This is a genomic window from Arthrobacter sp. ov407 (assembly GCF_900102895.1).
GTDB lineage: Bacteria > Actinomycetota > Actinomycetes > Actinomycetales > Micrococcaceae > Arthrobacter.
On record NZ_FNGD01000001.1, the window covers coordinates 375,256 to 401,880 of the forward strand.

22 protein-coding genes are annotated in these 26,625 nt (G+C 67.8%); 18 read left to right on the forward strand and 4 right to left on the reverse strand.

What is annotated here, in order from left to right; all coding sequences use genetic code 11:
* Positions 1 to 21: 21 nt before the first annotated feature.
* From BLS42_RS01795 to tsaD, 8 genes are all read left to right on the forward strand, one after another.
* On the forward strand, positions 22 to 1,113 hold the full coding sequence (locus BLS42_RS01795; RefSeq protein ID WP_090575447.1) for a carbohydrate kinase family protein: 1,092 nt from the start codon (positions 22 to 24) through the stop codon (positions 1,111 to 1,113).
* A 231-nt stretch (positions 1,114 to 1,344) separates the two neighbouring features.
* Entirely contained in the window at positions 1,345 to 1,806 is a 462-nt protein-coding gene (locus tag BLS42_RS01800) for a phage tail protein (protein WP_090575449.1), read from the forward strand.
* 80 nt (positions 1,807 to 1,886) lie between these two features.
* Positions 1,887 to 2,330: a VOC family protein gene (locus BLS42_RS01805; protein ID WP_090576057.1), complete on the forward strand. Its 444-nt coding sequence runs from the start codon at positions 1,887 to 1,889 to the stop codon at positions 2,328 to 2,330.
* Between the two features lie 275 nt (positions 2,331 to 2,605).
* On the forward strand, positions 2,606 to 3,826 hold the full coding sequence (gene alr, locus BLS42_RS01810; RefSeq protein WP_090575452.1) for an alanine racemase: 1,221 nt from the start codon (positions 2,606 to 2,608) through the stop codon (positions 3,824 to 3,826).
* Complete coding sequence (gene tsaE / locus BLS42_RS01815) at positions 3,823 to 4,482, forward strand: tRNA (adenosine(37)-N6)-threonylcarbamoyltransferase complex ATPase subunit type 1 TsaE (protein ID WP_090575455.1); 660 nt, start codon at positions 3,823 to 3,825, stop codon at positions 4,480 to 4,482. Before alr ends, tsaE begins: the two co-directional genes overlap by 4 nt.
* Positions 4,482 to 5,153, forward strand: a complete 672-nt coding sequence (gene tsaB / locus BLS42_RS01820) for a tRNA (adenosine(37)-N6)-threonylcarbamoyltransferase complex dimerization subunit type 1 TsaB (RefSeq protein WP_090575456.1) — start codon at positions 4,482 to 4,484, stop codon at positions 5,151 to 5,153. The genes tsaE and tsaB overlap by 1 nt, the downstream gene beginning before the upstream one ends.
* Before the next feature lie 53 nt (positions 5,154 to 5,206).
* Positions 5,207 to 5,674 (forward strand): ribosomal protein S18-alanine N-acetyltransferase, encoded by a 468-nt coding sequence (gene rimI, locus BLS42_RS01825; RefSeq protein ID WP_090576061.1) that lies wholly within the window; start codon positions 5,207 to 5,209, stop codon positions 5,672 to 5,674.
* Positions 5,671 to 6,756 carry a tRNA (adenosine(37)-N6)-threonylcarbamoyltransferase complex transferase subunit TsaD gene (gene tsaD, locus BLS42_RS01830; protein WP_090575458.1) on the forward strand — a complete coding sequence of 362 codons (1,086 nt, stop codon included), beginning with the start codon at positions 5,671 to 5,673 and terminating at the stop codon, positions 6,754 to 6,756. Before rimI ends, tsaD begins: the two co-directional genes overlap by 4 nt.
* 55 nt (positions 6,757 to 6,811) lie before the next feature.
* Here the strand turns inward: tsaD and BLS42_RS01835 are convergent, their stop codons facing one another.
* The gene (locus tag BLS42_RS01835; RefSeq protein WP_090575461.1) at positions 6,812 to 7,963 is read right to left on the reverse strand and encodes a glutamate--cysteine ligase; all 1,152 of its coding nucleotides are present in this window, start codon (positions 7,961 to 7,963) and stop codon (positions 6,812 to 6,814) included.
* 288 nt (positions 7,964 to 8,251) lie between these two features.
* Here BLS42_RS01835 and BLS42_RS01840 point away from each other — a divergent pair, with 288 nt between their 5' ends.
* Positions 8,252 to 9,085, forward strand: coding sequence for a shikimate 5-dehydrogenase (locus BLS42_RS01840; protein WP_256336176.1), 834 nt, complete (start codon positions 8,252 to 8,254; stop codon positions 9,083 to 9,085).
* Positions 9,086 to 9,144: 59 nt separating this feature from the next.
* Here the strand turns inward: BLS42_RS01840 and BLS42_RS01845 are convergent, their stop codons facing one another.
* Positions 9,145 to 10,377 carry a class I SAM-dependent methyltransferase gene (locus BLS42_RS01845; protein WP_090575468.1) on the reverse strand — a complete coding sequence of 411 codons (1,233 nt, stop codon included), beginning with the start codon at positions 10,375 to 10,377 and terminating at the stop codon, positions 9,145 to 9,147.
* A gap of 66 nt (positions 10,378 to 10,443) precedes the next feature.
* Between BLS42_RS01845 and BLS42_RS01850 the strand changes: the two genes are divergently transcribed.
* From BLS42_RS01850 to groL, 3 genes are all read left to right on the forward strand, one after another.
* A complete protein-coding gene (locus tag BLS42_RS01850; protein WP_176803099.1) occupies positions 10,444 to 10,908 on the forward strand; it encodes a hypothetical protein in 465 nt (154 codons plus the stop codon).
* Positions 10,909 to 11,605: 697 nt separating this feature from the next.
* Positions 11,606 to 11,902: a co-chaperone GroES gene (gene groES, locus BLS42_RS01855; protein ID WP_018773735.1), complete on the forward strand. Its 297-nt coding sequence runs from the start codon at positions 11,606 to 11,608 to the stop codon at positions 11,900 to 11,902.
* An 80-nt stretch (positions 11,903 to 11,982) separates the two neighbouring features.
* Positions 11,983 to 13,593 carry a chaperonin GroEL gene (groL, locus tag BLS42_RS01860; protein ID WP_090575473.1) on the forward strand — a complete coding sequence of 537 codons (1,611 nt, stop codon included), beginning with the start codon at positions 11,983 to 11,985 and terminating at the stop codon, positions 13,591 to 13,593.
* An 83-nt stretch (positions 13,594 to 13,676) separates the two neighbouring features.
* Here the strand turns inward: groL and BLS42_RS01865 are convergent, their stop codons facing one another.
* Entirely contained in the window at positions 13,677 to 14,645 is a 969-nt protein-coding gene (locus BLS42_RS01865) for a DUF389 domain-containing protein (protein ID WP_090575476.1), read from the reverse strand.
* A 158-nt stretch (positions 14,646 to 14,803) separates the two neighbouring features.
* On the opposite strand from BLS42_RS01865, the gene BLS42_RS01870 reads away from it, so the two are divergent.
* From BLS42_RS01870 to BLS42_RS01880, 3 genes are all read left to right on the forward strand, one after another.
* The gene (locus BLS42_RS01870) at positions 14,804 to 16,888 is read left to right on the forward strand and encodes an acyltransferase family protein (protein WP_218122063.1); all 2,085 of its coding nucleotides are present in this window, start codon (positions 14,804 to 14,806) and stop codon (positions 16,886 to 16,888) included.
* Positions 16,889 to 17,176: 288 nt separating this feature from the next.
* Positions 17,177 to 18,688: an IMP dehydrogenase gene (guaB, locus tag BLS42_RS01875; RefSeq protein WP_090575481.1), complete on the forward strand. Its 1,512-nt coding sequence runs from the start codon at positions 17,177 to 17,179 to the stop codon at positions 18,686 to 18,688.
* A 171-nt stretch (positions 18,689 to 18,859) separates the two neighbouring features.
* A complete protein-coding gene (locus tag BLS42_RS01880; protein WP_090575484.1) occupies positions 18,860 to 20,701 on the forward strand; it encodes an ABC transporter ATP-binding protein in 1,842 nt (613 codons plus the stop codon).
* 78 nt (positions 20,702 to 20,779) lie between these two features.
* Here the strand turns inward: BLS42_RS01880 and BLS42_RS01885 are convergent, their stop codons facing one another.
* On the reverse strand, positions 20,780 to 22,681 hold the full coding sequence (locus BLS42_RS01885) for a S8 family peptidase (protein ID WP_090575487.1): 1,902 nt from the start codon (positions 22,679 to 22,681) through the stop codon (positions 20,780 to 20,782).
* Positions 22,682 to 22,966: 285 nt separating this feature from the next.
* On the opposite strand from BLS42_RS01885, the gene BLS42_RS01890 reads away from it, so the two are divergent.
* The 3 genes from BLS42_RS01890 to BLS42_RS01900 all read left to right on the forward strand — a co-directional run bounded on the left by BLS42_RS01890 (position 22,967) and on the right by BLS42_RS01900 (position 26,525).
* Positions 22,967 to 24,103: a GuaB3 family IMP dehydrogenase-related protein gene (locus BLS42_RS01890; RefSeq protein ID WP_090575490.1), complete on the forward strand. Its 1,137-nt coding sequence runs from the start codon at positions 22,967 to 22,969 to the stop codon at positions 24,101 to 24,103.
* A 92-nt stretch (positions 24,104 to 24,195) separates the two neighbouring features.
* Positions 24,196 to 25,947: a glycerol-3-phosphate dehydrogenase/oxidase gene (locus BLS42_RS01895; RefSeq protein WP_090575493.1), complete on the forward strand. Its 1,752-nt coding sequence runs from the start codon at positions 24,196 to 24,198 to the stop codon at positions 25,945 to 25,947.
* An 89-nt stretch (positions 25,948 to 26,036) separates the two neighbouring features.
* Positions 26,037 to 26,525 (forward strand): PTS sugar transporter subunit IIA, encoded by a 489-nt coding sequence (locus tag BLS42_RS01900; protein WP_090575496.1) that lies wholly within the window; start codon positions 26,037 to 26,039, stop codon positions 26,523 to 26,525.
* Positions 26,526 to 26,625 lie beyond the last annotated feature (100 nt).

Sequence of the window (26,625 nt, forward strand, 5' to 3'; positions counted from 1 at the left end):
GTACAGCGTAGTGTGCCGTATATGGACGCGACTCCGGCGCGGCGCTTTGATCCGCTCTCTGCCGTCCGCAGCCCGGCCGCGGACGGGTTCGATCTGCTCCTGACCGGGACCGTGTTCCAGGACATCATCTTTACCGGGCTGCCCCACGCGCCGCAGCCCGGCACAGAAATCTGGAGTGACGGGATGGGCAGCTGCCCCGGGGGTATCGCCAACCAGGCGATCGCGGCCTCCCGTCTGGGGCTGCGGACCGGTCTTGCCGCCGTGTTCGGCGATGACGGCTACGGCGACTACAACTGGAAGATCCTGGCCGCCCAGGAGCACGTGGACCTGTCCCTGTCCCGGCGTGTGCCGGGCTGGCATTCGCCCGTCACGGTGTCCCTGAGCGTGGAGAAGGACCGGTCCATGGTGACGCACGGGCACCCGGCGCCGGTGACCTCTACCGAGCTGATCGGATGCCCGCCGCCGGCGCTCGCAGCCGTTGCGGAGCTGGGAGAGGAACTTGAACCGTGGGCCATCGACGCGCACAAGAACGGCGTCCGGCTGTTCGGCGACGTCGGCTGGGACCCCACCGGCGCGTGGTCCTCGACGCGGCTGGAAAACCTGAAGTACTTCCACGCCTTCATGCCAAACCAGCACGAAGCCATGAACTTCACCGGCCGCGACGACCCCTGGTCCGCGCTGTACTCGCTGGCGGAGAGGGTTCCGGTGGCGGTGGTCACCCTCGGCGCCCAGGGGTCCATGGCCGTGGACTCGGAAACGGGGGAGGAGGAGTGGGTCCCGTCCCTACCTGTCCGGGCCTACGATCCCACCGGTGCCGGTGACTGCTTCGGTGCGGCATTCATTGTCGGATCCCTGGCCGGCTGGCCGCTCGGAGACCGGCTCCGCTTCGCCAATCTGTGCGCCGCCCTGGCCGTCCAGGAGGTGGGCGGCTCACTTGCCGCACCCGGCTGGGGGGACATTGCCGACTGGTGGCAGCGGGCCAACGCCCGGAAGGAACGGCAAGGCAGCCAATGGCTTCGCCGCTACCGCTTCCTGGAAGAGATCGTGCGCGATGTCCCGCCCGAGGCGCAGCGGCGGGCGACGGCGACCATCGCCCACCTGTCCGACGCGTAGCTGGGCCGGGGCGCCTGGGCGGGCGGGTTCGTTCCTGCCACCAGTGGACATGTCCTCCGCTGGGGCCAAGGCTGGAACATGAACCCGTTATGCCCGGCCCTGGGCGCGAAGAATGGGCATGCCCCGGGGTGGTGCTGGAGCAGGGGAGCCGGCGTGCGTCAAACGAACGGCAGGTTCACCGAATGCCGCCTCGCGATAGCATGGTCCGAACACGTCTGACCAGGAGGGTGCTTGCCGTACATCGTTGACTTCAAGGACGTTTCTACTGTCGGCTTGGAATCGTCTCCGGTCGCTGGGGCCCTCGCCGGGTTGCGTGCCAACGAGGCCCGCTATTACCGGAACAAATACGACCACGTCTTCACAGTGAGCCCCGCGAGCGACGTTCCGGAAGTGGTCGATCGCGTGAGCCGGATCCTCCGGGACGAGCGTGACATCGTCATCGGATCCCGCCCGCTAGAAGCGACCGCCTTCGAAGTCGACGGTTTGCGGATGGCCTACGTTTTCTACGAGTCCGGGCTGTCGATCAACGTCATGTACAGCATCGACGGCGGGAAGAGAGCGGTCGGGTTCAAACTTGCCGAAGGCATGGAAGTTCCGGAGGAATTGGCGCCGCGCTTCAAGTTCGCCCGCCAAAAATCGAAGCTTGCGGGCGTTATTCGCGGCTCCTACTTCGTGATCAAGGGCGAGTACTGACCGGGCTCACCGCCGCGAGAATCCCGTCGGATCCGTCCCTTCGGACGGATCGACAAGATGAGCACCGGAGGATGAACCTCATGTCACATGTACGACGTTTCGACCATGTCGGTATCACTGTTGCCGATCTCAACGCGGCGACGGCGTTCTTCGTCGGGCTCGGTCTCGAGGTCGAGGGCACGCGCATGTTCGTGGAGGGCGAGTTCCTCGACACGGTCATCGGCATCCCCGACTCCCGCACCGAGGTCGTCATGCTGCGGCCGCCCGACGGAGGTACCCGGCTGGAGCTCTCGAGCTTTGTCCGGCCCGACCACCAGCCCGGATCGCCCGCGGCGATGGCCAACGAGTTGGGGCTGCGCAACGTGGCCTTCGAGGTCGACGACCTCCAGGCGACCGTCGACCGGCTGGCCGCGGACGGTTACGGGCTGGTCGGCGACATCGGCCAGTACGAGCACATCTGGCGCATGGCCTATGTGCGCGGTCCGGAGGGGATCATTGTGTCCCTGGCCGAGCGGATCGACTGACCACTGTCCGCCATACCAGTGGTGCAACACACAGAGCCGCGGCAAGTACCCATTTGTGTGCGGCCCTGGGCGCGAAGAATGGGCATGTCCCGCGGGGCGGCTTCCTGCGACCACTGGGCATGTCCTCCGCTCGGGGCCGAGGCTTGGACATGTACCCGTTGTGTTCGGCCGTGGGCGCGAGGAATGGGCATGTCCCGCGGGGGAGGGAGGGCATGTCCAGTGGAGACCGGGGCCGCCGATTATTCGGCCCGCGGCGCCGCGCCTAGAATCGTTAAGTGACTTACCAAGCAGCAACAGGCGATCTCCTGCCCGGGTCGGCGGCAGTGCCCACCCGCGCTGAGGAGCGCTCGGCCGTAATCGACCTCGATGCCATCCGGCACAACGTCCGCCGCCTCGCTGCGGTGGCCTCACCCGCGCAGGTCATGGCCGTGGTCAAGGCCGACGCCTACGGGCACGGTGCCGTCCAGGTGGCCCGGGCGGCCCTCGGCGCGGGGGCCACCTGGCTGGGCGTCGCCCACATCTCCGAGGCGCTCGCCCTGCGTGCCGCCGGGATCGAGGCGCCGCTGCTGGCTTGGCTGCACACCCCGGACAGCAACTTCGGCGCCGCAGTGGCCGCCGGAATCGACATCGGCTGCTCGGGCTGGGAACTGGACCGGATCGTGGCCGCCGCCCGCGAACAGGAACGGCCCGCCCGCGTCCACCTCAAGGTCGACACCGGGCTCGGCCGCAACGGCGCTACCCTCGACGCCTGGGACAGCCTGGTGGGTGAGGCCATGGAACACCAGGACCAGGGCCTGCTCCGGGTCGTGGGGATCTTCTCCCACCTGGCCGTCGCCGACGAACCCGAACGGCCCGAAACCGACGAGCAGCTCGCCGCGTTCCGCCAGGTCCTCGCCGTCGCCCAGGACGCCGGAGTGGACCCGGAGGTCCGCCACCTGGCCAACACCCCGGCCACCCTCTCCCGGCCGGACACCCACTTTGACCTGGTTCGCGTGGGTCTGGGCCTGTACGGGCTGTCCCCCTTCGAAGGACAAAGCCCGGCCGAGCTCGGGCTCCGCCCGGCCATGACCGTCCGCACCGTGGTTTCGCACTGCAAGGACGTGCCCGCCGGGCAGGGCGTTTCCTACGGGCTGAACTACCGCACGGACGGCGTCAGCACCCTGGGGCTCATCCCGCTGGGCTACGCCGACGGCGTGCCGCGCATCGCCACCGGCGGTCCGGTCCGGGTCGAGGGCGTGAACTATCCGGTGGTGGGCCGCATCGCGATGGACCAGATGGTGATCGACCTCGGACCCCGCCACGTGGCGGCCGGCGGACCGAGCATCCTCGGGGCCGAGGCGGTGCTGTTCGGCGACGGCGCCGACGGCGGACCCACGGCCGATGACTGGGCCAGGGCCGCCGGCACCAATAACTACGAGATCGTCACCAGGATCAGCCCCCGGGTGCCGCGCCGCTACCTTCACGAAGAGCCCTCCACCGGCGAAGCGCGGCCGTGAGCGGGCCTGCGTGGGAACGGAGCCTGGAGGTCCGGACGGCGGCGGAGACGCATGCGCTCGCCGCGGCCCTCGGCGCCGTGCTGGAGACGGGCGACCTGCTGGTCCTGACCGGCGAACTGGGCGCCGGCAAGACCACCTTCGCGCAGGGCCTGGGGGAAGGACTGGGCGTGCGGGCCGGCATCATTTCGCCGACCTTTGTCCTGGTGCGCATCCACCCCAACCTGCCCGAAGGACCCCGGCCGGGCGGTCCGGACCTGGTCCATGTGGACGCCTACCGGCTGGAGTCGGCCGCCGAAATCGATGACATCGATCTCGAAAACACCCTGGACAGCGCCGTGACGGTGGTGGAGTGGGGCCGCGGCCGGGTTGAGCACCTAAGCGACAGCCGGCTTGAGGTGGAACTCCACCGCACCCGCGGGGGCGCCGCGGGCATGCCCGCCGGGGCACCGCGGGCGGACGCCGATCCCGCTGCCAATCCCGGCGCCGGTCCCGTTCTGGATTTCGACACGGACGACGACGACGAGCCGCGGACCGTCGTGATCCGCGGCTTCGGCCCGCGCTGGGCCGAAGCACCGGCGCTGCCCGCCACCGCACCTGTGCCCACCAGCGAGCCCCTGCCCGAGACCACGCCCCAGACCCCGGAACGGAACTCCTGATGCTGATCCTCGCCATCGACACCTCGGCCGTCGCCAGCGCCGCGTTGGTCTCCGATGACGCGCCGGAATCCGTGCTCGCCAGCTTCGCGACCGAAGACACGCGCACCCACGCGGAGGTCCTGGCCCCGGGGATCGACGCGCTCCTGGCCGAGGCCGGTGTCAGCGGCCGCGACGTCGACGCAATCGTCACCGGCGTCGGCCCCGGACCGTTTACGGGACTGCGCTCCGGGATCGTCACCGCCCGCACCCTCGCCTTTGTCTGGGGCAAGCCGCTGTACGGCGTCATGAGCCTGGACGCGATCGCCCTGGAGGTAGCCGAATCCACCGACTCGGCCGCGGAGTTCATTGTGGCCACCGATGCACGCCGCAAGGAAGTGTACTGGGCCCGGTATACCCTCTCCGATGCCCAGCTGCCGCACCTGGCGGAGGGCCCGCACGTGGGATTCGCCGCGGATCTGCCGGATCTGCCCGTCTACGGTGCCGGGGCAGGAATCTACTCCGACGTCGTCAAGGCGGTCGCCGAGTTCAGCACCCGGCAGCCGGAGGCCCTCTCGCTGGGCCAGTTCGCGCTCGCCCGGCTCGCAGCGGGGGAACGGCTCCTGGACTCAACGCCCCTGTACCTGCGCGAATCCGACGCCCAGGTGCCCGGACCCCGGAAGCGTGCCCTGTGAGCCCGGAACACGCCGCACCGCGCAGGCTGCCCGGCGGGGTCACCCTGCGGGACATGGACACCGCGGACATCCCCGAGGTCCACGCCCTGGAACGCCGGCTGTTTCCCGTGGATGCCTGGCCCCTGCGGATGTTCCACGACGAGCTGGCGCAGACGGACACCCGCCGCTACCTCGTGGCGGAGTTCCACGGCGGGATCGTGGGCTATGCCGGGCTCATGTGCATCGAACCGATCTCGGACGTCCAGACCATCGCCGTGGTGCCCGAGCAGGAAGGCAAGGGCATCGGCTCGGCCCTGCTTACCGAGCTGATCGTGGAAAGCCGCCGCCGCCACGCCCAGGACGTGCTGCTCGAGGTCAGGGCGGACAACCCCCGCGCCCAGCAGCTCTACCGGCGCTTCGGCTTCGAGCAGATCCACGTCCGGCCCCGCTACTACCGCGACGGCGTGGACGCCCTGATCATGCGGCTCCAGCTGCCCCGCGAACCACTCAGCCCCCAGCCCAAGGAAGCAGGCCGACCATGAACCGCACCCAGCCGCTCGTGCTCGGCATCGAGTCGTCCTGTGACGAAACCGGCGTCGGCATCGTCCGGGGGGCCGCTCTGCTGACGAACACCGTGTCTTCCTCCATGGACGAACACGTCCGCTTCGGCGGCGTGATTCCCGAGATCGCCTCCCGCGCCCACCTCGACGCGTTCGTCCCCACCCTTGAGGAGGCCCTCGCCGAGGCGGACGTAACGCTGGCGGACATCGACGCGATCGCCGTCACCTCGGGCCCGGGCCTGGCCGGGGCACTCATGGTGGGGGTGTGCGCGGCCAAGGCGCTCGCCGTCGCCACCGGCAAACCCCTCTACGCCATCAACCACCTTGTCGCCCACGTCGGCGTCGGGCTCCTGCAGCAGGGCGCCGGCACTCCGCCGCACGTCCTGCCGGAGAACATGGGCGCGCTCTTGGTCTCCGGCGGCCACACCGAGATCCTGCGGATCCGGAGCATTACGGACGACGTCGAGCTGCTGGGCTCCACGATCGATGACGCAGCCGGCGAAGCCTATGACAAGGTGGCGCGGCTCCTGGGCCTGGGCTACCCGGGCGGTCCGGCCATCGACAAGCTCGCGCGCACCGGCAATGCGAAGGCCATCCGGTTCCCGCGCGGCCTCACCCAGCCCAAGTACATGGGGACCGCCGAGGAACCCGGGCCGCACCGCTACGACTGGTCCTTCAGCGGGCTCAAGACCGCCGTCGCCCGTTGCGTGGAGCAGTTCGAGGCGCGCGGCGAGGAGGTTCCCGTGGCGGACATCGCCGCGGCCTTCCAGGAAGCCGTGGTGGACGTCATTACCTCCAAGGCGGTGCTCGCCTGCCGCGAGAACGGGATCACGGAGGTCCTCCTCGGTGGAGGCGTCGCCGCCAACTCGCGGCTGCGCCAGCTCACCGAACAACGCTGCAGTGCCGCCGGGATCCGGCTGACGGTGCCGCCGCTGTCGCTGTGTACGGACAACGGCGCCATGGTGGCGGCACTCGGCGCGCAACTGGTGATGGCCGGAGTGGAACCGAGCGGAATCGGCTTTGCCCCGGACTCCTCGATGCCGGTCACGACAGTCTCCGCCTGAGCCTTCGACCGCCTGAAACTCCGACCGCCCCGCGGGCGGCGGTTGGGCGACGGCGCTAGGCTTCGGGGCCCTGGCGCATCTGCTTGACCAGATCCAGGACGACGGCGCGGAGGTCCCCGCCGTGCTCGGCGGCAACCCGGCGCTGGCGCTGGTAGCCGGCGCCGCGCTCGATGATCTTCTCGACGTCGGCCAGTTCGGCGCTGCAGCCCAGCTTCGCCGCCACGGGTTCAAGCCGCTTGAGTGTCTCGCGCAGGTGCTCCGTCACGAGCTGCTCGTTGCCCTCGGCGTCGAGGATGATGATTGCGTCCAGGCCGTACCGGGCCGCGCGCCACTTGTTCTCCTGGACATGCCACGGCGGCATCGTGGGAATGGTGCCGCCGTTCTCCAGCGTGGTGGAAAATTCGTCGACCAGGCACTGCGTCAGCGCGGCGATCGCCCCGACGTCCTCGAGGGTCGCCAGGCCGTCGCAAATGCGCATCTCGATGGTGCCGAGGGCCGGAACGGGACGGATATCCCACCGGATCTCGGAGAGCGTGTCAATCACACCGGTGGTGAACATGTCCTGCACGTAGGACTCGTAGTCCTCCCAGCTGGCGAACTGGAACGGCAGCCCTGCAGTGGGCAGCTGCTGGAACATGAGGGCGCGGTGCGAAGCGTAGCCGGTGTCCTCGCCGCCCCAAAACGGGCTGGACGCGGAGAGGGCCTGGAAGTGCGGGAAGTAATTGACCAGCCCGTCCAGGACCGGAAGGACCTTGTCCCGGCTGTCCAGGCCGACGTGCACGTGGACGCCGTAGATGACCATCTGCCGGCCCCACCACTGGGTCCGGTCAATGAGCTTGGCGTAGCGTTCCTTGTCCGTGACGGGCTGCAGCTGGGGCGGGCTGAAGGGATGGCTCCCGGCACAAAAGATCTCCACGCCCATGGGATCGGTAACGTCCCGGACGGCCGCGAGCGAGCTGCTCAGGTCCACTTTGGCTTCCGCGACGGTGGTGCAGATGCCCGTGACGAGCTCCACGGTGTTCAGCAGCAGCTCCTGCTTGATGTGCGGGTGCTCGTCGTCCTCATTGAGTTCGGGATGCCGGGCAGCGACTCCGCGGAGCACCTGGTTCGCCACGGAGGCCAGCTCACCGGTCTCGGCGTCGACGAGCGCCAGCTCCCATTCCACGCCAAGAGTCGACTGCCTGGATGAAGCGAACTCGATCTTCATGTGGTCCCTTCACTGTTTTGCTGTCACGGCCGCGGTCCTGGTGGAAATGCGCTGGCAAACACCCTCGGACCGGCGGTGGCACGTGACATTTCCCCACACCAGAGCGCCGGCCGGGCGGCTGGCACGGCTACGGGTGGTCCAAGTCTAGTGCAGGGGCACCCTCGGGACGGTGTCAAAGTGACCGCTGGTGCGTGAGTGTATTCACAACGCGGCTGGTCAGCGACGGCTCATGTTACGGCTTGGGGCCGGCTGCGGGTGACCGGACCCGTCCTGGCGTTTAATGGTGCTGTGCCCATTCTGAACAAAGACATGACCTTGTGTATCTCGCTCTCGGCCCGGCCCAGCAACAACGGGACTCGCTTCCACAACCACCTGTACGAACAGCTGGGCCTGAACTGGATCTACAAGGCCTTCGCCCCCACCGACCTCGCCCAGGCGATCGCAGGGGTGCGCGGCCTCGGCATCCGCGGCTGCGCGGTGTCCATGCCCTACAAGGAGGACGTGATCGCCCTCGTGGACGTCATGGACCCGTCGGCGAAGGCCATCGATTCCGTCAACACGATTGTCAACGACGGCGGCCGGCTCACGGCCTACAACACCGACTACACCGCCATCGAGCAGCTCCTGCACAGCAATGCCGTCCCCACGGACTACGCGGTGCTGGTCCTGGGGTCCGGCGGCATGGCCAAGGCCACCGTGGCCGCGCTGCGGGATGCCGGCTTCACGAACGTCACCGTCGTGGCCCGCAACGAAGACTCCGGCCGCGCCCTGGCCGACCAGTACGGCTTCGCCTGGAGCGCGGAACTGGGCTCCGCGGAGCCCGGCACCGGCACTGCCGACATGATCATCAACGTTACGCCGGTCGGCATGGCCGGCGGCCCCGACGCGGAGGCGCTGTCCTTCCCGCAGGACGCCATCGACGCAGCCAAGGTGGTGTTCGACGTCGTCGCCCTCCCGGCCGAGACGCCGCTGATCAAGGCCGCCCGCGCGGCCGGCAAGACCGTGATCACCGGAGCCGAGGTAGCCACGATCCAGGCGCTGGAGCAGTTCGTGCTCTACACCGGGATCCGGCCCACGGACGAGCAGATTAGGTCCGCCGAGGAGTTCATGCGGGCCCAGTAGCCAGTGGTCCTGGCGCTTCTGGTCCCGGGATCCTGCGCCGGGATCCTGCGCCGGCGGAGTTAGACCGGCTCCACCGAGATGGCCACCCGGTCCTCGCCGATCCTGGTGAGGACCAGGGTGGCTGATTTCTTGCTCTTGGCCTTTGAACCGGCCGGTTTTCCGCCGGGCAGGAGTTGCTTGCGCAGTTCCTCCGGCGTGACGGCCGTGCCGCGCTTCTTGATGTCCAGGACGCCGATCCCTTCGTCCTTGACCCAGGACTTGAGCGCCTTGACGTTGAACGGCATCACTTCCAGGACCTTGTAGGCCTTGGCGAACGGGGTGTCCCGCAGGTCCGGGGCGCAGATGTAGGCGATGTGCTCGTCCACGAGGTGCCCGCCCAGCTGGAGGGCGACGTCGGCCACCAGCCCGGCGCGGATCACCGCTCCGTCCGGCTCGTACAGATAGCCCTCCACGGGACCCACGGGCGCCACCGGGCCGCCGTCGAAGTCCTCGCCGCTGGTGAGTTCGGCCGCCCCAAGCGGCCCGAGCACGAGGGCCGCGCGCCGCACCCCGGGGCGCCGCACCGCGTTGAACCACAGGGCCACCTCGGTCACATCCCCGCCCACGGAGACCCACTGCGCCTCGCAATCGGCCGGCACTGAATCGTGCGGCATCCCCGGCCCCATCTTCACCCCGACAGCGCGGCCGGAGCCGGCCAGCGACTCCACGAAGGACAGGGGAGGGGAGAAATCCTCCGGATCCCAGATCCGTTTGGTTCCCGACGTTGACGTGGTGCGCCGGGCCGGGTCGAGCCAGACGCCGTCGATCCCCTCGAGCGACACTGACGTGGCATCCGAATGGACCACGGTGGCATTGCGGAACGGGATCAGGTTCATCGTGGCGCAGGCGGCCGTGGCCTCGTCCATTTCCACCGCGGTAACCACCAAGTCCAGGGAGGCCAGGGCCATCGCGTCCGCCCCGAGCCCGCAGCCGAGATCCGCGACGTGGCCGATCCCGGCCTCCGCGAACCGCTGCGCGTGCCGGGCCGCCACTGTGAGCCGGGTGGCCTGCTCCAGGCCGGCCTTGGTGAAGATCATCTGCCGGGCGAACTCGCCGAATTTGGCCTCGGCCTTGGTCCGCAGCCGGGACTGGGTGAGCACCGCCGAGACCATTTCGGGGGAGTGGCCGGCCTTGCGCAGCGCCGCGGTCAGGCGGAAGGCCTCGTCCTCGCGGTACGGGCCCAGCGACGCCAGCAGCTCCCAGCCCTCGGGCGTGAGGATCGGGGCAATGTTTTCCTGCGGTGCGTCAGTCATGCCATCCAGCGTAGTTGAGCACGCCGGGCACGCTGTGACCGGACCACGGGGGCTAGGCTGGACGGCATGGAAGACAGCGGCACGGGCGACAGCATCTCAGAGGACACAACCGGACAGGACACAGTCAGGCAGAACACAGCCGGGAATGACGACGCCGGGAACGACGACGCCGGGCAGGGGCGCCGGAGCCCGCAGGGGCTGGCGCGCTACGCCCGGCCGGCGCTGATCGCCGGCGCTGTGATCGCCGTCGTGTGTATCGCCCTTCTGGTGATCATCTTCTTCCTCGACTCCTTCAACGCCACCGTTTATTCCGTCGGCGGCCAGAACGTCCACGACGCCACGGACGAGGCTCGGGCCATCCGCGAAACCTATGCCGCTGCCCGGCTCTTTGGCATCATCTTCCTCATCGCAGGCGTCCTGCTGGCCGCCGCCGGGGCCGTGCTGATGTACCGGCACCGGAACGACGAGGGCCAGGACACGGACGAAGACGACGGCGAGGACGTGGACTTCGAAGACCTCGCAGGCCAGTAGGCGCGCGCCGCACCACCCAAACGGCCAGGTGGCCACGGGACATGCCCATCCCTCGGTATCCGCAGTGAACATGTCCGCCCCGGCAGCACGCGGCCGTTGGGCATGCCCATCGCTCGGACCGGGCAGAGGGCATGAGGCCCAAATGTCCACTCGCCGCAACAAAGATTGGGCATGTCCCTCTGTCCCGCCATCACCCGCTGGGCATGTCCCACCGGGCAGGCCGCACGCGTTGGGCATGTCCCTCGGGGCAGCCCGCACGCGTTGGGCATGTCCATCGCTTGGCCCGGGCAGAGGGCATGAGGCCCAAATGTCCACTCGCCGCAACAAAGATTGGGCATGTCCCTCTGTCCCGCCATCACCCGCTGGGCATGTCCCACCGGGCAGGCAGCCCGCGGCCGTTGGGCATGTCCATCGCTAAGCCCGGGCGGAGAGCATGATGCCCAGGCGTCCACTCGCCGCAACAAAGATTGGGCATGTCCCACCGGGGAAAATGTTCACCTTGAACGAATTTCTGGCACTCGCCTTGACCGAGTGCTAACCATGTACATAGAGTCGTCATTAGCACTCTCCCTAGGAGGGTGCTAACACATGAAGCGCGTTCCGCCAGGCACGCTGCCGGCACCGCGACGACGGTCTGTGCGCCTTGGCATCGCCGCTTCATGGTCCACGAATTTGCTGACGAAAAGGAGAGGTCCGAGTGTCGGTCTCTATTAAGCCTCTTGAGGATCGTATTGTTGTCCGCCCGCTCGAAGCCGAGCAGACCACGGCTTCCGGCCTGGTTATCCCGGACTCCGCACAGGAGAAGCCGCAGGAAGGCGAAGTTGTTGCAGTAGGCCCCGGCCGCTTTGATGACAACGGCAACCGCGTTCCCATTGACGTTGCCGTTGGCGACGTCGTCATTTACTCCAAGTACGGTGGAACCGAAGTCAAGACCGGCGGCACCGAGTACCTCGTGCTCTCCGCCCGCGACGTTCTGGCGATCGTCGTAAAGTAACTCTCTTGGACCCCCGCGCAGCCGATCCTTCGCATTGAATGGATCAGTTGCGCGGGGTTCTGTCTTGAAAGGACAAAACCATGGCAAAGCAGCTTGCGTTTAACGACGCTGCCCGCCGGTCGCTTGAAGCCGGCATCGATAAGCTCGCCAACACCGTCAAGGTCACGCTGGGCCCGCGCGGCCGCAACGTCGTGCTGGACAAGAAGTGGGGCGCCCCCACGATCACCAACGATGGCGTGACCATCGCCCGTGAAGTCGAGCTGGACGACCCCTACGAGAACCTTGGCGCGCAGCTTGCCAAGGAGGTCGCCACCAAGACCAACGATGTTGCCGGTGACGGCACCACCACCGCCACCGTCCTGGCCCAGGCCCTGGTCAAGGAAGGCCTGCGCAACGTGGCGGCAGGCGCCGCACCGGGCGAGATCAAGCGCGGCATCGAGGTTTCTGTCGAGGCCGTCGCCGCCCGCCTGCTGGAGAACGCACGCCCGGTTGAGGGCACGCAGGTTGCCAACGTTGCCGCAATCTCCGCCCAGAGCGATGAGGTCGGCGAGCTCCTGGCCGAGGCATTCGGCAAGGTCGGCAAGGATGGTGTGATCACCATCGAGGAATCCTCCACCACGCAGACCGAGCTGGTCCTCACCGAGGGCATGCAGTTCGACAAGGGCTACCTCTCCCCGTACTTCGTCACCGACGCGGAACGCCAGGAGGCCGTCCTCGAGGACGCCCTGATCCTGATCAACCAGGGCAAGATCTCCTCGGTGCAGGATTTCCTGCCCCTGCTGGAAAAGGCGCTGCAGAGCTCCAAGCCGCTGTTCATCATTGCCGAAGACGTCGAGGGCGAGGCCCTGTCCACGCTCATCGTCAACCGCATCCGCGGCACGCTGAACGTCGTCGCCGTCAAGGCGCCGGGCTTCGGTGACCGCCGCAAGGCCATGCTCCAGGACATCGCGACCCTCACGGGTGCGCAGGTTGTCTCCCCGGAGCTGGGCCTGAGCCTGGATACCGTTGGCCTCGAGGTGCTTGGCACCGCACGCCGCATCACGGTCACCAAGGACAACACCACGATCGTCGACGGCGCCGGTTCGGCCGAGGACGTCGCCGCCCGTGTTGCCCAGCTGCGCGCCGAGCTGACCCGCACCGATTCGGACTGGGACAAGGAAAAGCTGCAGGAACGCCTGGCAAAGCTGGCCGGCGGCATCGGCGTGATCAAGGTTGGCGCTGCCACCGAGGTTGAGCTGAAGGAAAAGAAGCACCGCATCGAGGACGCCGTGTCCTCGACCCGCGCTGCCCTCGAAGAAGGCATCGTGGCCGGCGGCGGTTCCGCCCTCATCCACGCGCTGAAGGCGCTCGACGAGGACGCTGCCGTCAAGGCCCTCGAAGGTGACGCGGCTGCGGCCGTCGGCATCGTCCGCCGCGCCCTGACCCAGCCGCTGCGCTGGATCGCCCAGAACGCCGGCTTCGACGGCTATGTCGTTGTTGCCAAGGTGGCCGAATCCGCCGTGAACCAGGGCTTCAACGCCAAGTCCGGCGAATACGAAGACCTGATCGCCGCCGGCGTGATCGACCCCGTCAAGGTGACGCGAGCGGCTCTGCGCAACGCGGCCTCCATCGCGGCACTGGTCCTCACCACGGAAACCCTCGTGGTCGAGAAGCCGGCTGACGAAGACGAGCACGCAGGGCACAAGCACTAGGCTCTGCCCGCACTAGGGGACGGTCCGGCATCTTGCCGGGCCGTCCTTTTTTCTGCCGGCGTTCCGTACGCCGCCACGGGCCGTCAGCGCCGCGAGCGGGGCGCCTTGCGCCGCAGCTGCAGCGCGGCATCGGGGGACAGCCGCTTGGTCACCAACCGGTAGAACAGCAGCACCCCGACGGCGGCCACCACGATGCCCAGCAGGTTCAGGAAGAGCTGCAGAGCGGAGCCGGCCGCCTTCTGGTACTCGCCCAGGACCAGTGCCACGGCCACATACCCGGCCGCCGGCACCGTGGTGACGGAGATGAACACCCCGATCAGCGCCGCCGAGCGCCGGCTGATGACCGAGAGCATCCCGGCTGTTCCGGCCAGCACCGCGACGATCAGGGAATAGGGCCCCGGGTGGTAGATGAATTCAACCGCTGAACCGCGGTCCAGCGCGTCCGGGGGAAACAGCCCGAGCGGCACAGACAGCCACGCTCCCAGGGCGGCAGCCAGCATCGCGACGGGAAAGCCGACGCCGAGGGCCAGCGCTGCGTCGCGTCCGAGCCGCCGCTGGCGCCGGACCAGAGCCACGGCCAGCGCCGCCAGCGGGCCGAACTCGGGGCCCACGGCCATGGCGCCGACGATCGCAATGGTGGAGTCCGTCACGATGCCGATGGCCGCCAGCTGGGTCGCCAGAACCATGAAGGTCAGAAAACTCCACGTCAGGCGCGAGTCTTCGCCGGTCTGCCGCGATACCTCGTCCCAGATCACGGCGTCTGCGCCCTCACCCGGGGCCGCCGCCTCCGCCCGGTCGGACCGGTCCGAGAGCACCAGATCCGGCGCGATGACCGAAATTGATCCCCGCTGCTGGACATCGAGAACGTGGAGCTTCTCCACCAGCCCCTCCACGGATTCGCGCGCCAGCAGGACCTCAATAACGTCCCCGGGCGGCATGACGGAAGTACTCTTGGCCAGCGCGACTTCCGAGACGCCGACGTGATTTGTACAACTTTCGACGACAACTCCGGACAACTCACCCGGGACACAAATGCGCAGCTGCACGATCACTTAGCGGCCTCCTCAGACTCGTACCAGCCTAGCTTCCGCGCCGCGACCGACGCCGCGACCGACGCCGCCGCTCGGCTCCGCGGGGGCGCCAGCGATTGGCCAAGAAAATCACGTTTCGGTAACATTGATGTTTTGGAAACTGGGCGGAAGGGTTATTTGTGTCGAGCGAGCGAACCATCGCCACGCCGCCAAAGGCGGACGCGGGTTCTCCGGCGAGCCGAAAAGCAAGCTACCGCCCGGAAGTCCAGGGCCTTCGCGCCCTCGCCGTCCTCATGGTGGTCACCTACCACGTGTGGCTGGGGCGGGTTTCCGGCGGCGTAGACATCTTCCTCCTCATTTCGGCATTCCTGATGACGCTCAGCTTCACGCGGAAGGTCGAAAGCGGCGCGCCGCTCCGGCTGCTCAGCCACTGGCTTCACCTGCTCAAGCGCCTGCTGCCCGCCGTCGTCGTGGTGATCCTCGGCGTCCTCGCCGGCACCTGGGCCATCCTGCCGCAAAGCCGCTGGCCCGACGTCCTGGAGCAGGCCTGGGCCTCCCTGCTGTACCGGCAGAACTGGCTCCTGGCGGACAGCGCCGTGGACTACTACGCCCAGGACCATTCGGGCGCGAGCCCGCTCCAGCACTTCTGGTCACTCTCGATCCAGGGCCAGGTGTTCGTGCTGTGGCCGCTCGTCTTTGCCGGCACGGCACTCCTTTGCCGACTGCTCCGCCGCTGGACCGGCCAAGACCACGCGCTGCTGCGCTACCGCACCGTGCTGGCCGCAGCCTTCGGCGCCATCTTCGCGGTGTCCCTCGCGTACTCGATCCAACAGACCACAACGAACCAGGCCCACGCCTACTTCGATACCGGCGCCCGGCTCTGGGAGTTCGCCCTCGGCTCGCTCCTGGCCCTCGCCCTGCCGTACTTGAAGCCGGGGAAGCTCCTGCGCGTCGTACTGGGCTGGGCCGGCCTGGCGGCCATGCTCTCTTGCGGGCTGCTGCTGACCGTGGACCGCTCCTTCCCCGGATTCATCGCGCTGTGGCCCACGCTGGCCGCCGCCGCGATCATCACCGCCGGCCAAAGCGGCAGCCGCTTCGGCGTCGACCGCTTCCTGACCTGGAAACCGCTGGTGGCGCTGGGCGACAACTCCTATGCGCTCTACCTCTGGCACTGGCCGCTGCTGGTCCTGGCCCTCGCCGGGGCGGGCATCACGGCGCCAAACCTGTTCCAGGGGCTGTGCATCGTTGCCGCATCCGTCGTCCTGGCCGCGCTCACCACCCGCTTCGTCGAGAAGCCGCTGCGCGAATGGCACTGGCCCAAGCTCCGCGTCTGGCGTACCGCCGTCGTGATTGCCGCCTGTGGTGCCTTGCTGGCCGGTCCCGTCGCCGTGTGGCAGAGCCAGCTCGTCGCCGACGAGGCCGAGGCGGCGTCCCAGCCCAAGGAACTGACCCCCGGCGCGGCCGCCCTGACACCGGAAAACGCCGGCAAACCCACGCCGGAGGCGAAAATCATCCCCGCGCCGGCAGCGATGAAGAACGAGTGGGCCGACATAGACGGGCTGTGCACGGACAAAAACGTCCCCAGCGACCCCGTGCTGCAGGGCTGCCTGCAGAACAACAAGCCGGAGAAGGTCACCAAGCGGATCGTGGTGCTCGGTGACTCGCATGCCCAGCAGTACATGGCGGCGCTCGGCCCCATCGCGAAGAGCCACGGCTGGGAAGTGGTCACCCTCCTGAAGGGCAACTGCCGCTTCGGCGGGGAGTCCCCGGAACGGGACGCGGACTGCAACGCCTTCAACCGGGCCAGTGCCCAGTACGTCCTGGACCACCACCCCGACGCCGTTTTCACGGTTGCGTCCCAGACCCACAAGGAAGCGCCGTTCGAGACCGAAGTGCCGCAGTATTTGGAGGGCATCAAACCCTTCACCGACGCCGGCATGGACGTGGTGGGCATCCGCGACAACCCCCGCTTCAACATCAACATGCCCGAATGCGTCCAGAAGAACGGCGAGGACGCGGCGCAATGCAACGTGCCGGAGCAGGAGTCGCTCGCGGGGTCGTCGCCGCTTGACGCGTACCGCGGCCAGGTGCCCAGGCTGCACCTCATGGACATGAGCGATTTCATCTGCGCCAACGGGACCTGCCCCGCGGTGGTCGGCAACGTGTACGTCTACAAGGACGACAACCACCTGACCAAGACGTACGTCCAGACCATGATCCCCATGTTCGAAAAGCGGCTGCTCGCCGCCACCGGCTGGAAATAGTGAAGCCGGGCCGGCTCGGGTTCCGGCCCGGCTGGGGTCCCAGTCGGGCCGGTTTGGGCGGGCGGGGGAGCCGTGCCGGCATGGGACGGCTCACATTGAAGCCGCACATTACTGCCCCGGAATATGGCTATCGCCGCCAAGGTTCTACTATTTATTCAGGACTTCTGCACATTTTGCTGCACGACCTTCTGCACGACCTTCTGCACAGGCCAGACCCGTAATGACGGGCTGGTCATCTGTTGCAACCCCTACCCGTGAACCCCGTAACCCAAGGTAAGAGGCGCACTCATGACCCAGCCCGAACACGATCCCTTCGGCTTCATCGGCCTGACGTACGACGACGTCCTGCTCCTGCCCGGCCACACCGACGTGATCCCCTCGGAAGCGGACACGTCCTCCCGGATCTCCAAGCGCATCACGGTCCAGACCCCGCTGCTCTCCGCCGCGATGGACACCGTCACGGAGTCCCGGATGGCCATCGCCATGGCGCGCCAGGGCGGCCTCGGCGTCGTGCACCGCAACCTCTCCATCGCCGACCAGGCCGACCAGGTGGACCGCGTCAAGCGCAGCGAATCCGGCATGATCACCAACCCCCTGACCATCGGCCCCGAGGCCACGCTGGCCGAGCTGGACGAGATCTGCGCACGCTACCGCGTCTCCGGTCTCCCGGTGGTGGACGAGGGCAACCGGCTGCTGGGCATCGTCACCAACCGCGACACCCGCTTCGTGCCCGAATCTGACTTCCCGCTCCGGCTGGTCAGCGACGTCATGACCAAGATGCCCCTCGTCACCGGGCACGTGGGCATCAGCCGCGAGGAAGCCTCGCACAAGCTGGCCACGAACAAGATCGAGAAGCTGCCGCTCGTTGACGAGCAGGGCCGGCTCAAGGGCCTGATCACCACCAAGGACTTCACCAAGGCCGAGCAGTACCCGCTCGCCACCAAGGACGACGAAGGCCGCCTGCGCGTCGGCGCGGCGATCGGCTTCTTCGGCGACGGCTGGGAACGTGCCATGGCGCTGGTGGACGCCGGCGTGGATGCCCTCTTCGTGGACACCGCGAACGGCCACTCCCAGGGTGTGCTGGAGATGATCCGCCGGCTCAAGTCCGATCCCGTTGCGGCGCACGTGGACATCATCGGCGGCCAGGCCGCCACCCGTGAAGGCGCGCAGGCACTGATCGACGCCGGTGCCGACGGCATCAAAGTCGGCGTCGGTCCCGGGTCCATCTGCACCACCCGCGTGGTGGCCGGCGTCGGCGTCCCGCAGATCACGGCCATCTACGAGTCGGCGAAGGCTGCCATCCCGGCCGGCGTCCCGCTGATCGCCGACGGCGGCCTGCAGTACTCCGGTGACATCGGCAAGGCGCTCGTCGCCGGCGCCGATACCGTGATGCTCGGCTCCCTCCTGGCCGGTTGCGACGAATCACCGGGCGACCTGATTTTCGTCAACGGCAAGCAGTTCAAGAGCTACCGCGGCATGGGCTCCCTGGGCGCCATGCAGACCCGCGGCAAGAACACCTCCTACTCCAAGGACCGCTATTTCCAGGCCGACGTCTCCGGCGACGACAAACTCATCCCGGAAGGCATCGAGGGCCGGGTCGCGTACCGCGGTCCGTTGTCGTCGGTGGCGTACCAGCTGGTCGGCGGCCTCCGCCAGACCATGTTCTACACCGGCGCCCCGACGGTGGCCGAGCTGAAGGCGCGCGGCAAGTTCGTCCGCATCACGCCGGCCGGGCTCAAGGAATCGCACCCGCACGACATCCAGATGACGGTCGAAGCCCCGAACTACGGTTCGCGCTAAGACCCCAGCGCTTGAAAGGGTGAGCCCGCCGAAACCACAGTTTCGGCGGGCTCACCCGTTACAGGGGCGGGCTCACCCTTTTCAGCGGCGGGCTCACCCGTTTGAGGCCTGACCGTTTCCAGCGGCGGTGCCGCTCACGCCGGCTCCTAGTCCCGGAACTAGGCTGGAGGCATGTCCGAACTCCTGCCGGCACGTGCGCCCAAACGCAAGCTCGCGCTCAAGCCCTACGCCCGCGCCGTGGCACAGGTGCTGCGGGTGAGCTTCCGGGCCTCACCCGCCGCCGTCGTCATGAAGGTCCTAGGCTCGCTGATCTCGGCACTCCTGCCGCTGGTCACGACGTACTTTGCCGCCCTGACCACCACGGCGCTGGCTGCCGCCTACGCGGGCGACGCCGCCGCCGGCAGCCAGGCCGTCGTTTACGTCATCATCACCGCGGCACTCGGGCTCTTCTGGGGATCGTTCAGCAGCTTGGACCGCTACATCCAGCAGCTCATGAGCTTCCGCGTCGGCGCGATCGTCGGGGATCTCATGTACGAGCGCTTCCTGACCTTGGACTTCTGGCGCTACGACGACAAAGAGACCGTGGACCTGTACGACCGGGCCAAGCGTTTCTCCGATTCCTATGCCCGCGTCCTGGACAGGATCGCCGCGATCTTCACCCAGCTCGTCTCCGTGCTCCTGGCCATCGGCGCGCTGCTGCTGGTCAGCTGGTGGATTGCCGTGATCGTCCTGATCGCGATCGTCCCCAGCGTCTACCTCCAGTTCAAGCTCTCCCGCGAACAGATCGCGCACTGGAACACCCAGGTCGATTCCCGCAGGCAGCGCAGGATGATCGAAACCAACCTCCTGCGCCCGCAGCACATCGCCGAGATGCGGCTCTACGGGATCGTCGGCTACCTGATGGGGCTGCGCTCCCGGCTGCGGGACGCCGACGAAAAGCGCCGGCTCGACTTCCAGAAACGCTACATTCCTAAACAACTCGCGGCCGATGCCCTGCAGTACGGCGCCGAGGTCGTCTCCCTGATCTGGGTGGTGGGCCAGATCATCGCCCGCGCCCAGCCTGTGGGGCAGTTCCTCTACGTCCAGCAGATTGTCAGCCGCGCCCTGTCCACGGCCAACAATCTCGTCTCCTCGCTCAGCTCGATCGACGAGGACCTGGCGAACCTCAAAGACTACGAGCTCTTCATGGCGATGCCCGTGCAGTCCGGCCACGCCCCGCCCCTGCTGCAGGCGCCGAAGACGGTGGAACTGAGGGACATCCGCTTCACCTACACCGGCAGCGAACTGGAGGTGATCCGCGGCATTTCGCTGACCATCAGGCAGGGCCAGCACATCGCGATCGTGGGGGAGAACGGCGCCGGCAAGTCCACCCTGATCCGCATCCTGGCCGGGCTGTACCGTCCCGATTCCGGGCAGGTGATGCTCGACGGCGTCGACCTCGCCGCCGTCGACGTCACCTCCTGGCACCGGCACCTGGCGGTCCTCAGCCAGGAGTTCCTCAAGTACGAGTTCGCCACCGCGGCGGAAAACATCTTCTTCGGCGACGTCGATTCGCCCCGCGACGACGGACGGGTCCGCCGCTCCGCCGCGGACGCCGAAGCCCTCGAATTCATCAACAAACTGCCCAACGGCCTGGACAACCACGTCAGCAACTGGATGGAGGACCCGCGCGGCAGGAAGGGCTCCGGCCTTTCCGGCGGGCAGTGGCAGCGCCTGGCGATGGCGCGGAACTTCTACCGCAGCGCCACGTTCATGGTGATGGACGAGCCGACGTCGGCCATTGATGCACTGGCCGAGCACCGGATCTTCACGCGACTCTTCGCTGACCGCAGCAGCACCATCATCGCCATCAGCCACCGCCTCGCCACGATCGAGAAGGCTGACGTGGTCTACATGCTCGAGGACGGCCGCATCGTGGAACAAGGCACCCACAAGGAACTCGTGGCGCTCCGCGGCCGCTACTTCCGGATGTTCGAATCCCAGCTGACCGTCCACGAGGACGAGGGGGTCTGAGGCGGTCGCTCCGGGGCACGAAGAATGGGCATGCCCCCGGGGCGGGAGGGCATGCCCATTCCTGGCGCGAGGCCGGTGCTACGAGGTGGTCACCGAGGTGTCGTCGACGAAGAAGTACGTCTTGAGCGAGGAGTCCTCCACGCCGAGGAACCGCAGCGTGACGCTCTTGCCCTTGAACGAGGACAGATCCAGGGTCTTCAGCACATAACCGGTGGACTTGTTCAGGTTCGAGTAGGTGGCCAGGGTGGTCGTGACGCCGCCGCTGATGGCCTGGACCTTCAGGGTGTCGTAGGCGCTTCCGGTGGTGGTCTCATCGGTCAGCGTCTTGAGGTAGAAGGACATGCTGGAAGCGGTGACGGAGGACGGGATGGCGATGGTCTGGTCCAGCGTGTACGACGTCGACTGTCCCCAGCCGTTCAGCCCGGCGAAGCCGCTGCCGGTGCGGGCGTTGGTTCCGGTTTCAAAGGTGTCGGCGTGGTCGGAGGTCCAGGACGCCGAGCCACTCTCGAATCCGGGGTTCAGCAGCAGGTTTCCCGACGGTGGCGGGGTGGTCCCGCCCAGCAGCCCCATGGTGGCTGTGGCATCCGAGAGGCCGGCGCCGCAGCCCTTGGTGCAGCCGCCCGGCATTGCCCGGGTGCCCTGCCGGAGCGTCGACTCGACCTGGGCCGGGGTGAGGGCGGGGGACTTGGACTTCATCAGGGCGACGAGTCCGGCGACGTGCGGTGTCGCCATCGAAGTGCCCTGGTAGCTGGCGTAGCCCGCCCCGCCCGGGGTCGTGGTTCCGGTGTTGATCGTGGAGAGGATGCCGCCGCCGCTGACGCTGGTGTCGCCTCCCGGAGCCGTCAGGTCCACGGCCGCGCCGAAGTTGGAGTAGTAGGAGAGGGTGCCGCTCGGGTTGCTGGCGGCGACGGTCACCACCGAGTTGCAGTTGGCCGGGCGGAAACCGGAGGAGTCCTGGTTGCTGTTGCCGGCAGCCACCACCACGGTGGTGCCGCGCGACACGGCGGAGTCGATGGCGGCCTGGTAGGTGGTGCCGCAGGCGCCGGAGCCGCCCAGGCTCATGTTGATGACCTTGGCCGGATTGGCGTTGGCGGGGATCCCGGAGACGGTGCCGCCGGAGGCCCAGATGATGGCGTCAGCGATGTCAGAGAGGGACCCGCCGCACTTGGCCAGGACTCGGACCGGCAGGACCTTGGCATTGGGCGCCACCCCGGCGACGCCGGTGGCGTTGCCTGCCACGGCGGCGATGGTGCCGGCGACGTGGGTGCCGTGCCAGGAGGAGTTGGAGGCTGCGGTCTGCCCGCATTCGCCGGCCGCATACCAGTCGCCCTGGTCCTGGGCGTTGGCATCCCTGCCGTTGCCGTCGCGGGCCGCGGTGGCATCCGAGACGAAGTCGTAGCCCGGCAGCACGTTGCTGTCCAGCTCCGGGTGCGCCGTGATGCCGGTGTCGATCACGGCGACCGTGGAGCCGGAGCCGGTGGCGACGTCCCAGGCGCCGGGGATGCGCATGCCGTTGGCCGCGGTGAAGTCCCATTGCTCGGCGTAGCGGGAGTCGTTGGGCGTCAGCACCGCCGTCATGCGGGCATCGGGTTCGACGGCGTCGACGGCCCCGGAGGCGGCGATCTCGTTCATGAAGTCTGTGGCGGCCTGGTCCGACAAGGGCTTGTCGGAAGCGATCAGGGTTCCTCCGGTGGCCAGGGCGCGGAGCTCCTGCACGCTCACCCCCTGCTGCCTAGCGGCCTTGCCCCAGGCGTTCGCGCGGCCGCTGCGGGTGGCGTTGCCAGGGGTCTTCTTGAAGCTGACGATGAACTGCGTGTACGCCTCGCCGGCGTTGACCTCCGGCGCCGGGACATTCTCCGAGGCAACCGGTCCGGTGCCGGGGGCGGCGAGCACCGGGGTGACGGCGAGGGTCATGGTGCCGACGACGGCGGCCAGCGACAGGGCCAGGATGCGGGACTTCCTGAGTGATGCACTTCCCATGGGGTCTGCTTTCTATAACCGGGCATTGCGGAATGCCCGGAATGGGGTGTGGAGGCCGCCGGGCGAAACCCCCCGGCCAGCCGAAAGCAAACGTAAGGGCATTTTCAGGTTTTGTAAACTATTGACAAAACATGTCAAGTCGGGGTGGACTATCGATTAAATTGGGGCAACGCCGGGCGCTTTCCGCCGGGGCGGCGGCGCCCTCCGCCGCGCCGTTTGCCCCGCCCCCAGCCTTGGGGTGCGGCCAAATGCCGGGTCAATGGCAGGGTCAAGTAAAGTGGGGACGTGACTTACGAGATTGAGATTGGCCGAGGCAAGCGTGGGCGTCGTGCCTACTCCCTGGATGACATTGCGATCGTCCCCAACCGGCGCACACGTGACCCCAAGGACGTCTCCGTCTCCTGGCAGATCGATGCCTACAAGTTCGACATGCCGGTCATCGCGGCGCCGATGGATTCGGCCATGTCGCCGGAAACCGTCATCGCCCTGGGCCGCCTCGGCGGACTCGGCGTGCTCGACCTCGAAGGCCTGTGGACCAGGTACGAGAACCCGCAGTCCGTGCTGGACGAGATCGGAGGCCTCGCGGATGAGACCAACAGCCCCGCCGTCACCCGGCGCATGCAGGAGCTCTACCAGGCGCCGATCCAGCCCGAGCTGATCACCTCGCGCCTCGCCGAGATCCGCGCCGCCGGCGTCACGGTGGCCGGCTCCCTGACCCCGCAGCGCACGCAGGAACACTACAAGACCGTGGTGGCCGCCGGCGTCGACATCTTCGTCATCCGCGGAACCACGGTCTCGGCCGAGCACGTCTCCAAGGACCACGAGCCGCTGAACCTTAAGCAGTTCATCTACGAACTCGACGTGCCCGTGATCGTCGGCGGGGCCGCCGGCTACACCCCGGCGCTGCACCTGATGCGCACCGGTGCCGCCGGCGTGCTGGTCGGCTTCGGCGGCGGAGCCACCACCACCACCCGCCGCGCCCTGGGCATCCACTCGCCGATGGCCTCCGCCATCTCCGACGTCGCGGCCGCCCGCCGCGACTACATGGACGAGTCCGGCGGACGCTACGTCCATGTGATCGCCGACGGCGGCATGGGATCCTCCGGTGACATCGTCAAGGCCATCGCCATGGGCGCTGACGCCGTGATGCTGGGCAGCGCCCTGGCCCGCGCCGACGAAGCCCCCGGCAAGGGCTGGCACTGGGGCCAGGAAGCACACCACCTCGAACTGCCCCGCGGCGACAGGGTCAACGTGGGAACGGTGGGCCCGCTCGAAGAGGTCCTGTTCGGGCCCGGCCACCACACCAACGGCACCTCCAACCTCGTCGGCGCGCTGCGCCGTTCGATGGCAACCACCGGCTACTCGGACCTGAAGGAATTCCAGCGCGTCGACGTCGTCGTCTCGCCGTACGCCGGCAACTGAACGCCACACTGGCGGTTGGTTGGCCCTGCCCATCCGGGAAACTTGGACGTAGTCTGGTGCCCTACGAGGTTTGATCCGGATGGAGGCGTGACATGAACAGTTTTGCCGGCGGTTCTGCCGTGACCGGAGGTGCCCTTGGGCCTGCGGAACGCGAGGCTTCAATCACTGTGCTCAGGGGCAGTGCCGCCCCCGGCAAAGAGCTCGACATCCTGATCGTGGGCGGAGGCATCGTGGGCGCCGGCGCCGCCCTCGACGCGGTCACCCGAGGGCTCAGCGTAGGTATTGTCGAGGCGAATGACTGGGCAGCCGGGACGTCGTCGCGTTCCTCGAAGCTCATCCACGGTGGCCTCCGGTACCTCGAAATGCTCGACTTCGGACTGGTCAAAGAGGCACTGCACGAACGCGGCCTCATTCTCTCCGTGCTGGCACCCCACCTGGCCCGGCCGGTCCCGTTCCTGTACCCGCTCCACAAACCGTTCCTGGAACGGCCCTACATCGGCGCCGGAATCGCCCTTTACGACGCGATGTCCATCACCGGCGGGCACAGCCGCGGCGTCCCCTTCCACAAACACCTGAGTCGGCGCGGAACCCTGCGCGCCGCCCCCAGCCTCAAGGACGACGCCTTCGTCGGGTCCATCCGCTACTACGACGGGCAAGTTGACGACGCCAAGTACGTCGCGAACCTCGTGCGGACCGCGGCGCACTACGGCGCCCACGCGGTCAACCAGATGTCGGTTGTGGATTTCGTGCGCGAAGGCGAGCGCGTGGTCGGCGCCAAGGTGGTCAATCACGAGGACGGCTCCAGCTTCAACATCCGGGCCAAGCAGGTCATCAACGCCACCGGAGTCTGGACCGACGAAACCCAGGCCATGGTGACAGACCGCGGACAGCTCAAGGTGCGGGCCTCCAAGGGCATCCACCTCGTGGTGCCCCGTGACCGGATCCAGTCCACGGTGGGGCTGATCCTGCGGACCGAGAAATCCGTCCTGTTCGTGATCCCTTGGGGCAGGCACTGGATCATCGGGACCACGGATACTGACTGGCACCTCGACAAGGCCCACCCGGCGGCCTCCAGCAAGGACATCGACTATCTGCTGGAGCACGTCAACAAGGTCCTCAAGCGCCCGCTGACCCGCGAGGACGTCGAGGGCGTCTATGCGGGGCTGCGTCCGCTGCTGGCCGGGGAAAGCGATTCCACCGCGAAGCTGTCCCGGGAACACGTGGTGGCCCACCCCGTGCCGGGGCTCGTAGTGGTGGCAGGCGGGAAATGGACCACCTACCGGGTCATGGCCAAGGATGCGGTCGACGAGGCAACGCGCAGCATGGACGAGCGCGTCCCGCCCAGCTGCACGGAGTCGATCCCGCTGCTCGGCGCGAGCGGTTTCAAGGCCGCGTGGAACCAGCGGAACCGGATGGCTGAGGAGACCGGCGTCCACGTGGCCCGGATCGAACACCTGCTCAACCGGTACGGCGCCATGACTCCTGAGGTGCTGGCGCTCATCGCCGACAGCCCGGAACTGGCCGAGCCGCTGCCCGGCGCGGACGACTATCTGGCCGCCGAAGCTGTCTACGCGGCCTCGCACGAGGGCGCCCGCCATATCCAGGATGTCCTGACCCGCCGGACACGGATTTCGATTGAGGCGTGGGACCGCGGTGTGTCCGCTGCTCCGGTAGTCGCTAAACTAGTGGGAGACGTTCTCGGCTGGAGTGATGCGCAGCGCGAGGGCGAAATCAAGCACTATCTGGCCCGGGTTGATGCCGAGCGCCTGAGCCAGCAGCAGCCGGACGACGAATCCGCCGATGCCGCACGGCTGGGCGTGGAGGACATCACGCCCCTGCGCTGAGACCCAGCGCCGGCCGGCCGTGCAGATTAGTACGCTAGTCATTGGACTGCCGGCCGGCGTGCACTGACGCCACTTCGAAGGGACATCTCTTGGCGGAACCACTGGACCGGTACGACGCCGAGCTCACCACACCCGAGATGGTGATCCTCGAAATGGATGCCACGGACAAGCTCGACGCCACCTCCCAGCTCGCGGAACGCATGCATGCGGCCGGACGGATTTCCGATCTCGAGGGCTTCCTCAAACAGGTCAACGCCAGGGAACACCAGCTCGCCACCGGCCTGCCCGGCGGCGTGGGCCTGCCCCACGCCCGCAGTGAACTGGTCTCCCAGACCTCCATCGCGGTCGGTATCACGAAGTACGGCAGGGCGCTCGACTTCGGCGCAACGGACGGCCCCGCCACTGTGATTCTGCTCATCGCCACTCCGGCGAGCTCCTTTTCCGATCACCTCGAAGTTCTCGCGACGCTGGCACGCTCACTGTCGAAGGAGTCCTTCCGCGAGTCGCTGCGCCGCGCCTACGACGCCGAAGTGATCGCCGAGCTCATCAATTCCAGCCTGGTGTTCTTCGACCACTAGAGATTGGGGCAGGCCCTTTCGTGTCGACTCCGTCGCCACGCAGGGACCCGGCTGCCCCACTCTAGGGGCAGGCCCTTTCGTGTCGACTCCGTCGCCACGC

What these genes read in the sequence shown, in the direction of transcription:
- BLS42_RS01795 (WP_090575447.1), top strand. Translation starts at nt 22, where the DNA reads ATGGACGCGACTCCGGCGCGGCGCTTTGATCCGCTCTCTGCCGTCCGC.
- BLS42_RS01805 (WP_090576057.1), top strand. Translation starts at nt 1,887, where the DNA reads ATGTCACATGTACGACGTTTCGACCATGTCGGTATCACTGTTGCCGAT.
- tsaB (WP_090575456.1), top strand. Translation starts at nt 4,482, where the DNA reads ATGCTGATCCTCGCCATCGACACCTCGGCCGTCGCCAGCGCCGCGTTG.
- rimI (WP_090576061.1), top strand. Translation starts at nt 5,207, where the DNA reads ATGGACACCGCGGACATCCCCGAGGTCCACGCCCTGGAACGCCGGCTG.
- tsaD (WP_090575458.1), top strand. Translation starts at nt 5,671, where the DNA reads ATGAACCGCACCCAGCCGCTCGTGCTCGGCATCGAGTCGTCCTGTGAC.
- BLS42_RS01835 (WP_090575461.1), bottom strand. Translation starts at nt 7,963, where the DNA reads ATGAAGATCGAGTTCGCTTCATCCAGGCAGTCGACTCTTGGCGTGGAA.
- BLS42_RS01845 (WP_090575468.1), bottom strand. Translation starts at nt 10,377, where the DNA reads ATGACTGACGCACCGCAGGAAAACATTGCCCCGATCCTCACGCCCGAG.
- BLS42_RS01850 (WP_176803099.1), top strand. Translation starts at nt 10,444, where the DNA reads ATGGAAGACAGCGGCACGGGCGACAGCATCTCAGAGGACACAACCGGA.
- groL (WP_090575473.1), top strand. Translation starts at nt 11,983, where the DNA reads ATGGCAAAGCAGCTTGCGTTTAACGACGCTGCCCGCCGGTCGCTTGAA.
- guaB (WP_090575481.1), top strand. Translation starts at nt 17,177, where the DNA reads ATGACCCAGCCCGAACACGATCCCTTCGGCTTCATCGGCCTGACGTAC.
- BLS42_RS01880 (WP_090575484.1), top strand. Translation starts at nt 18,860, where the DNA reads ATGTCCGAACTCCTGCCGGCACGTGCGCCCAAACGCAAGCTCGCGCTC.
- BLS42_RS01885 (WP_090575487.1), bottom strand. Translation starts at nt 22,681, where the DNA reads ATGGGAAGTGCATCACTCAGGAAGTCCCGCATCCTGGCCCTGTCGCTG.
- BLS42_RS01895 (WP_090575493.1), top strand. Translation starts at nt 24,196, where the DNA reads ATGAACAGTTTTGCCGGCGGTTCTGCCGTGACCGGAGGTGCCCTTGGG.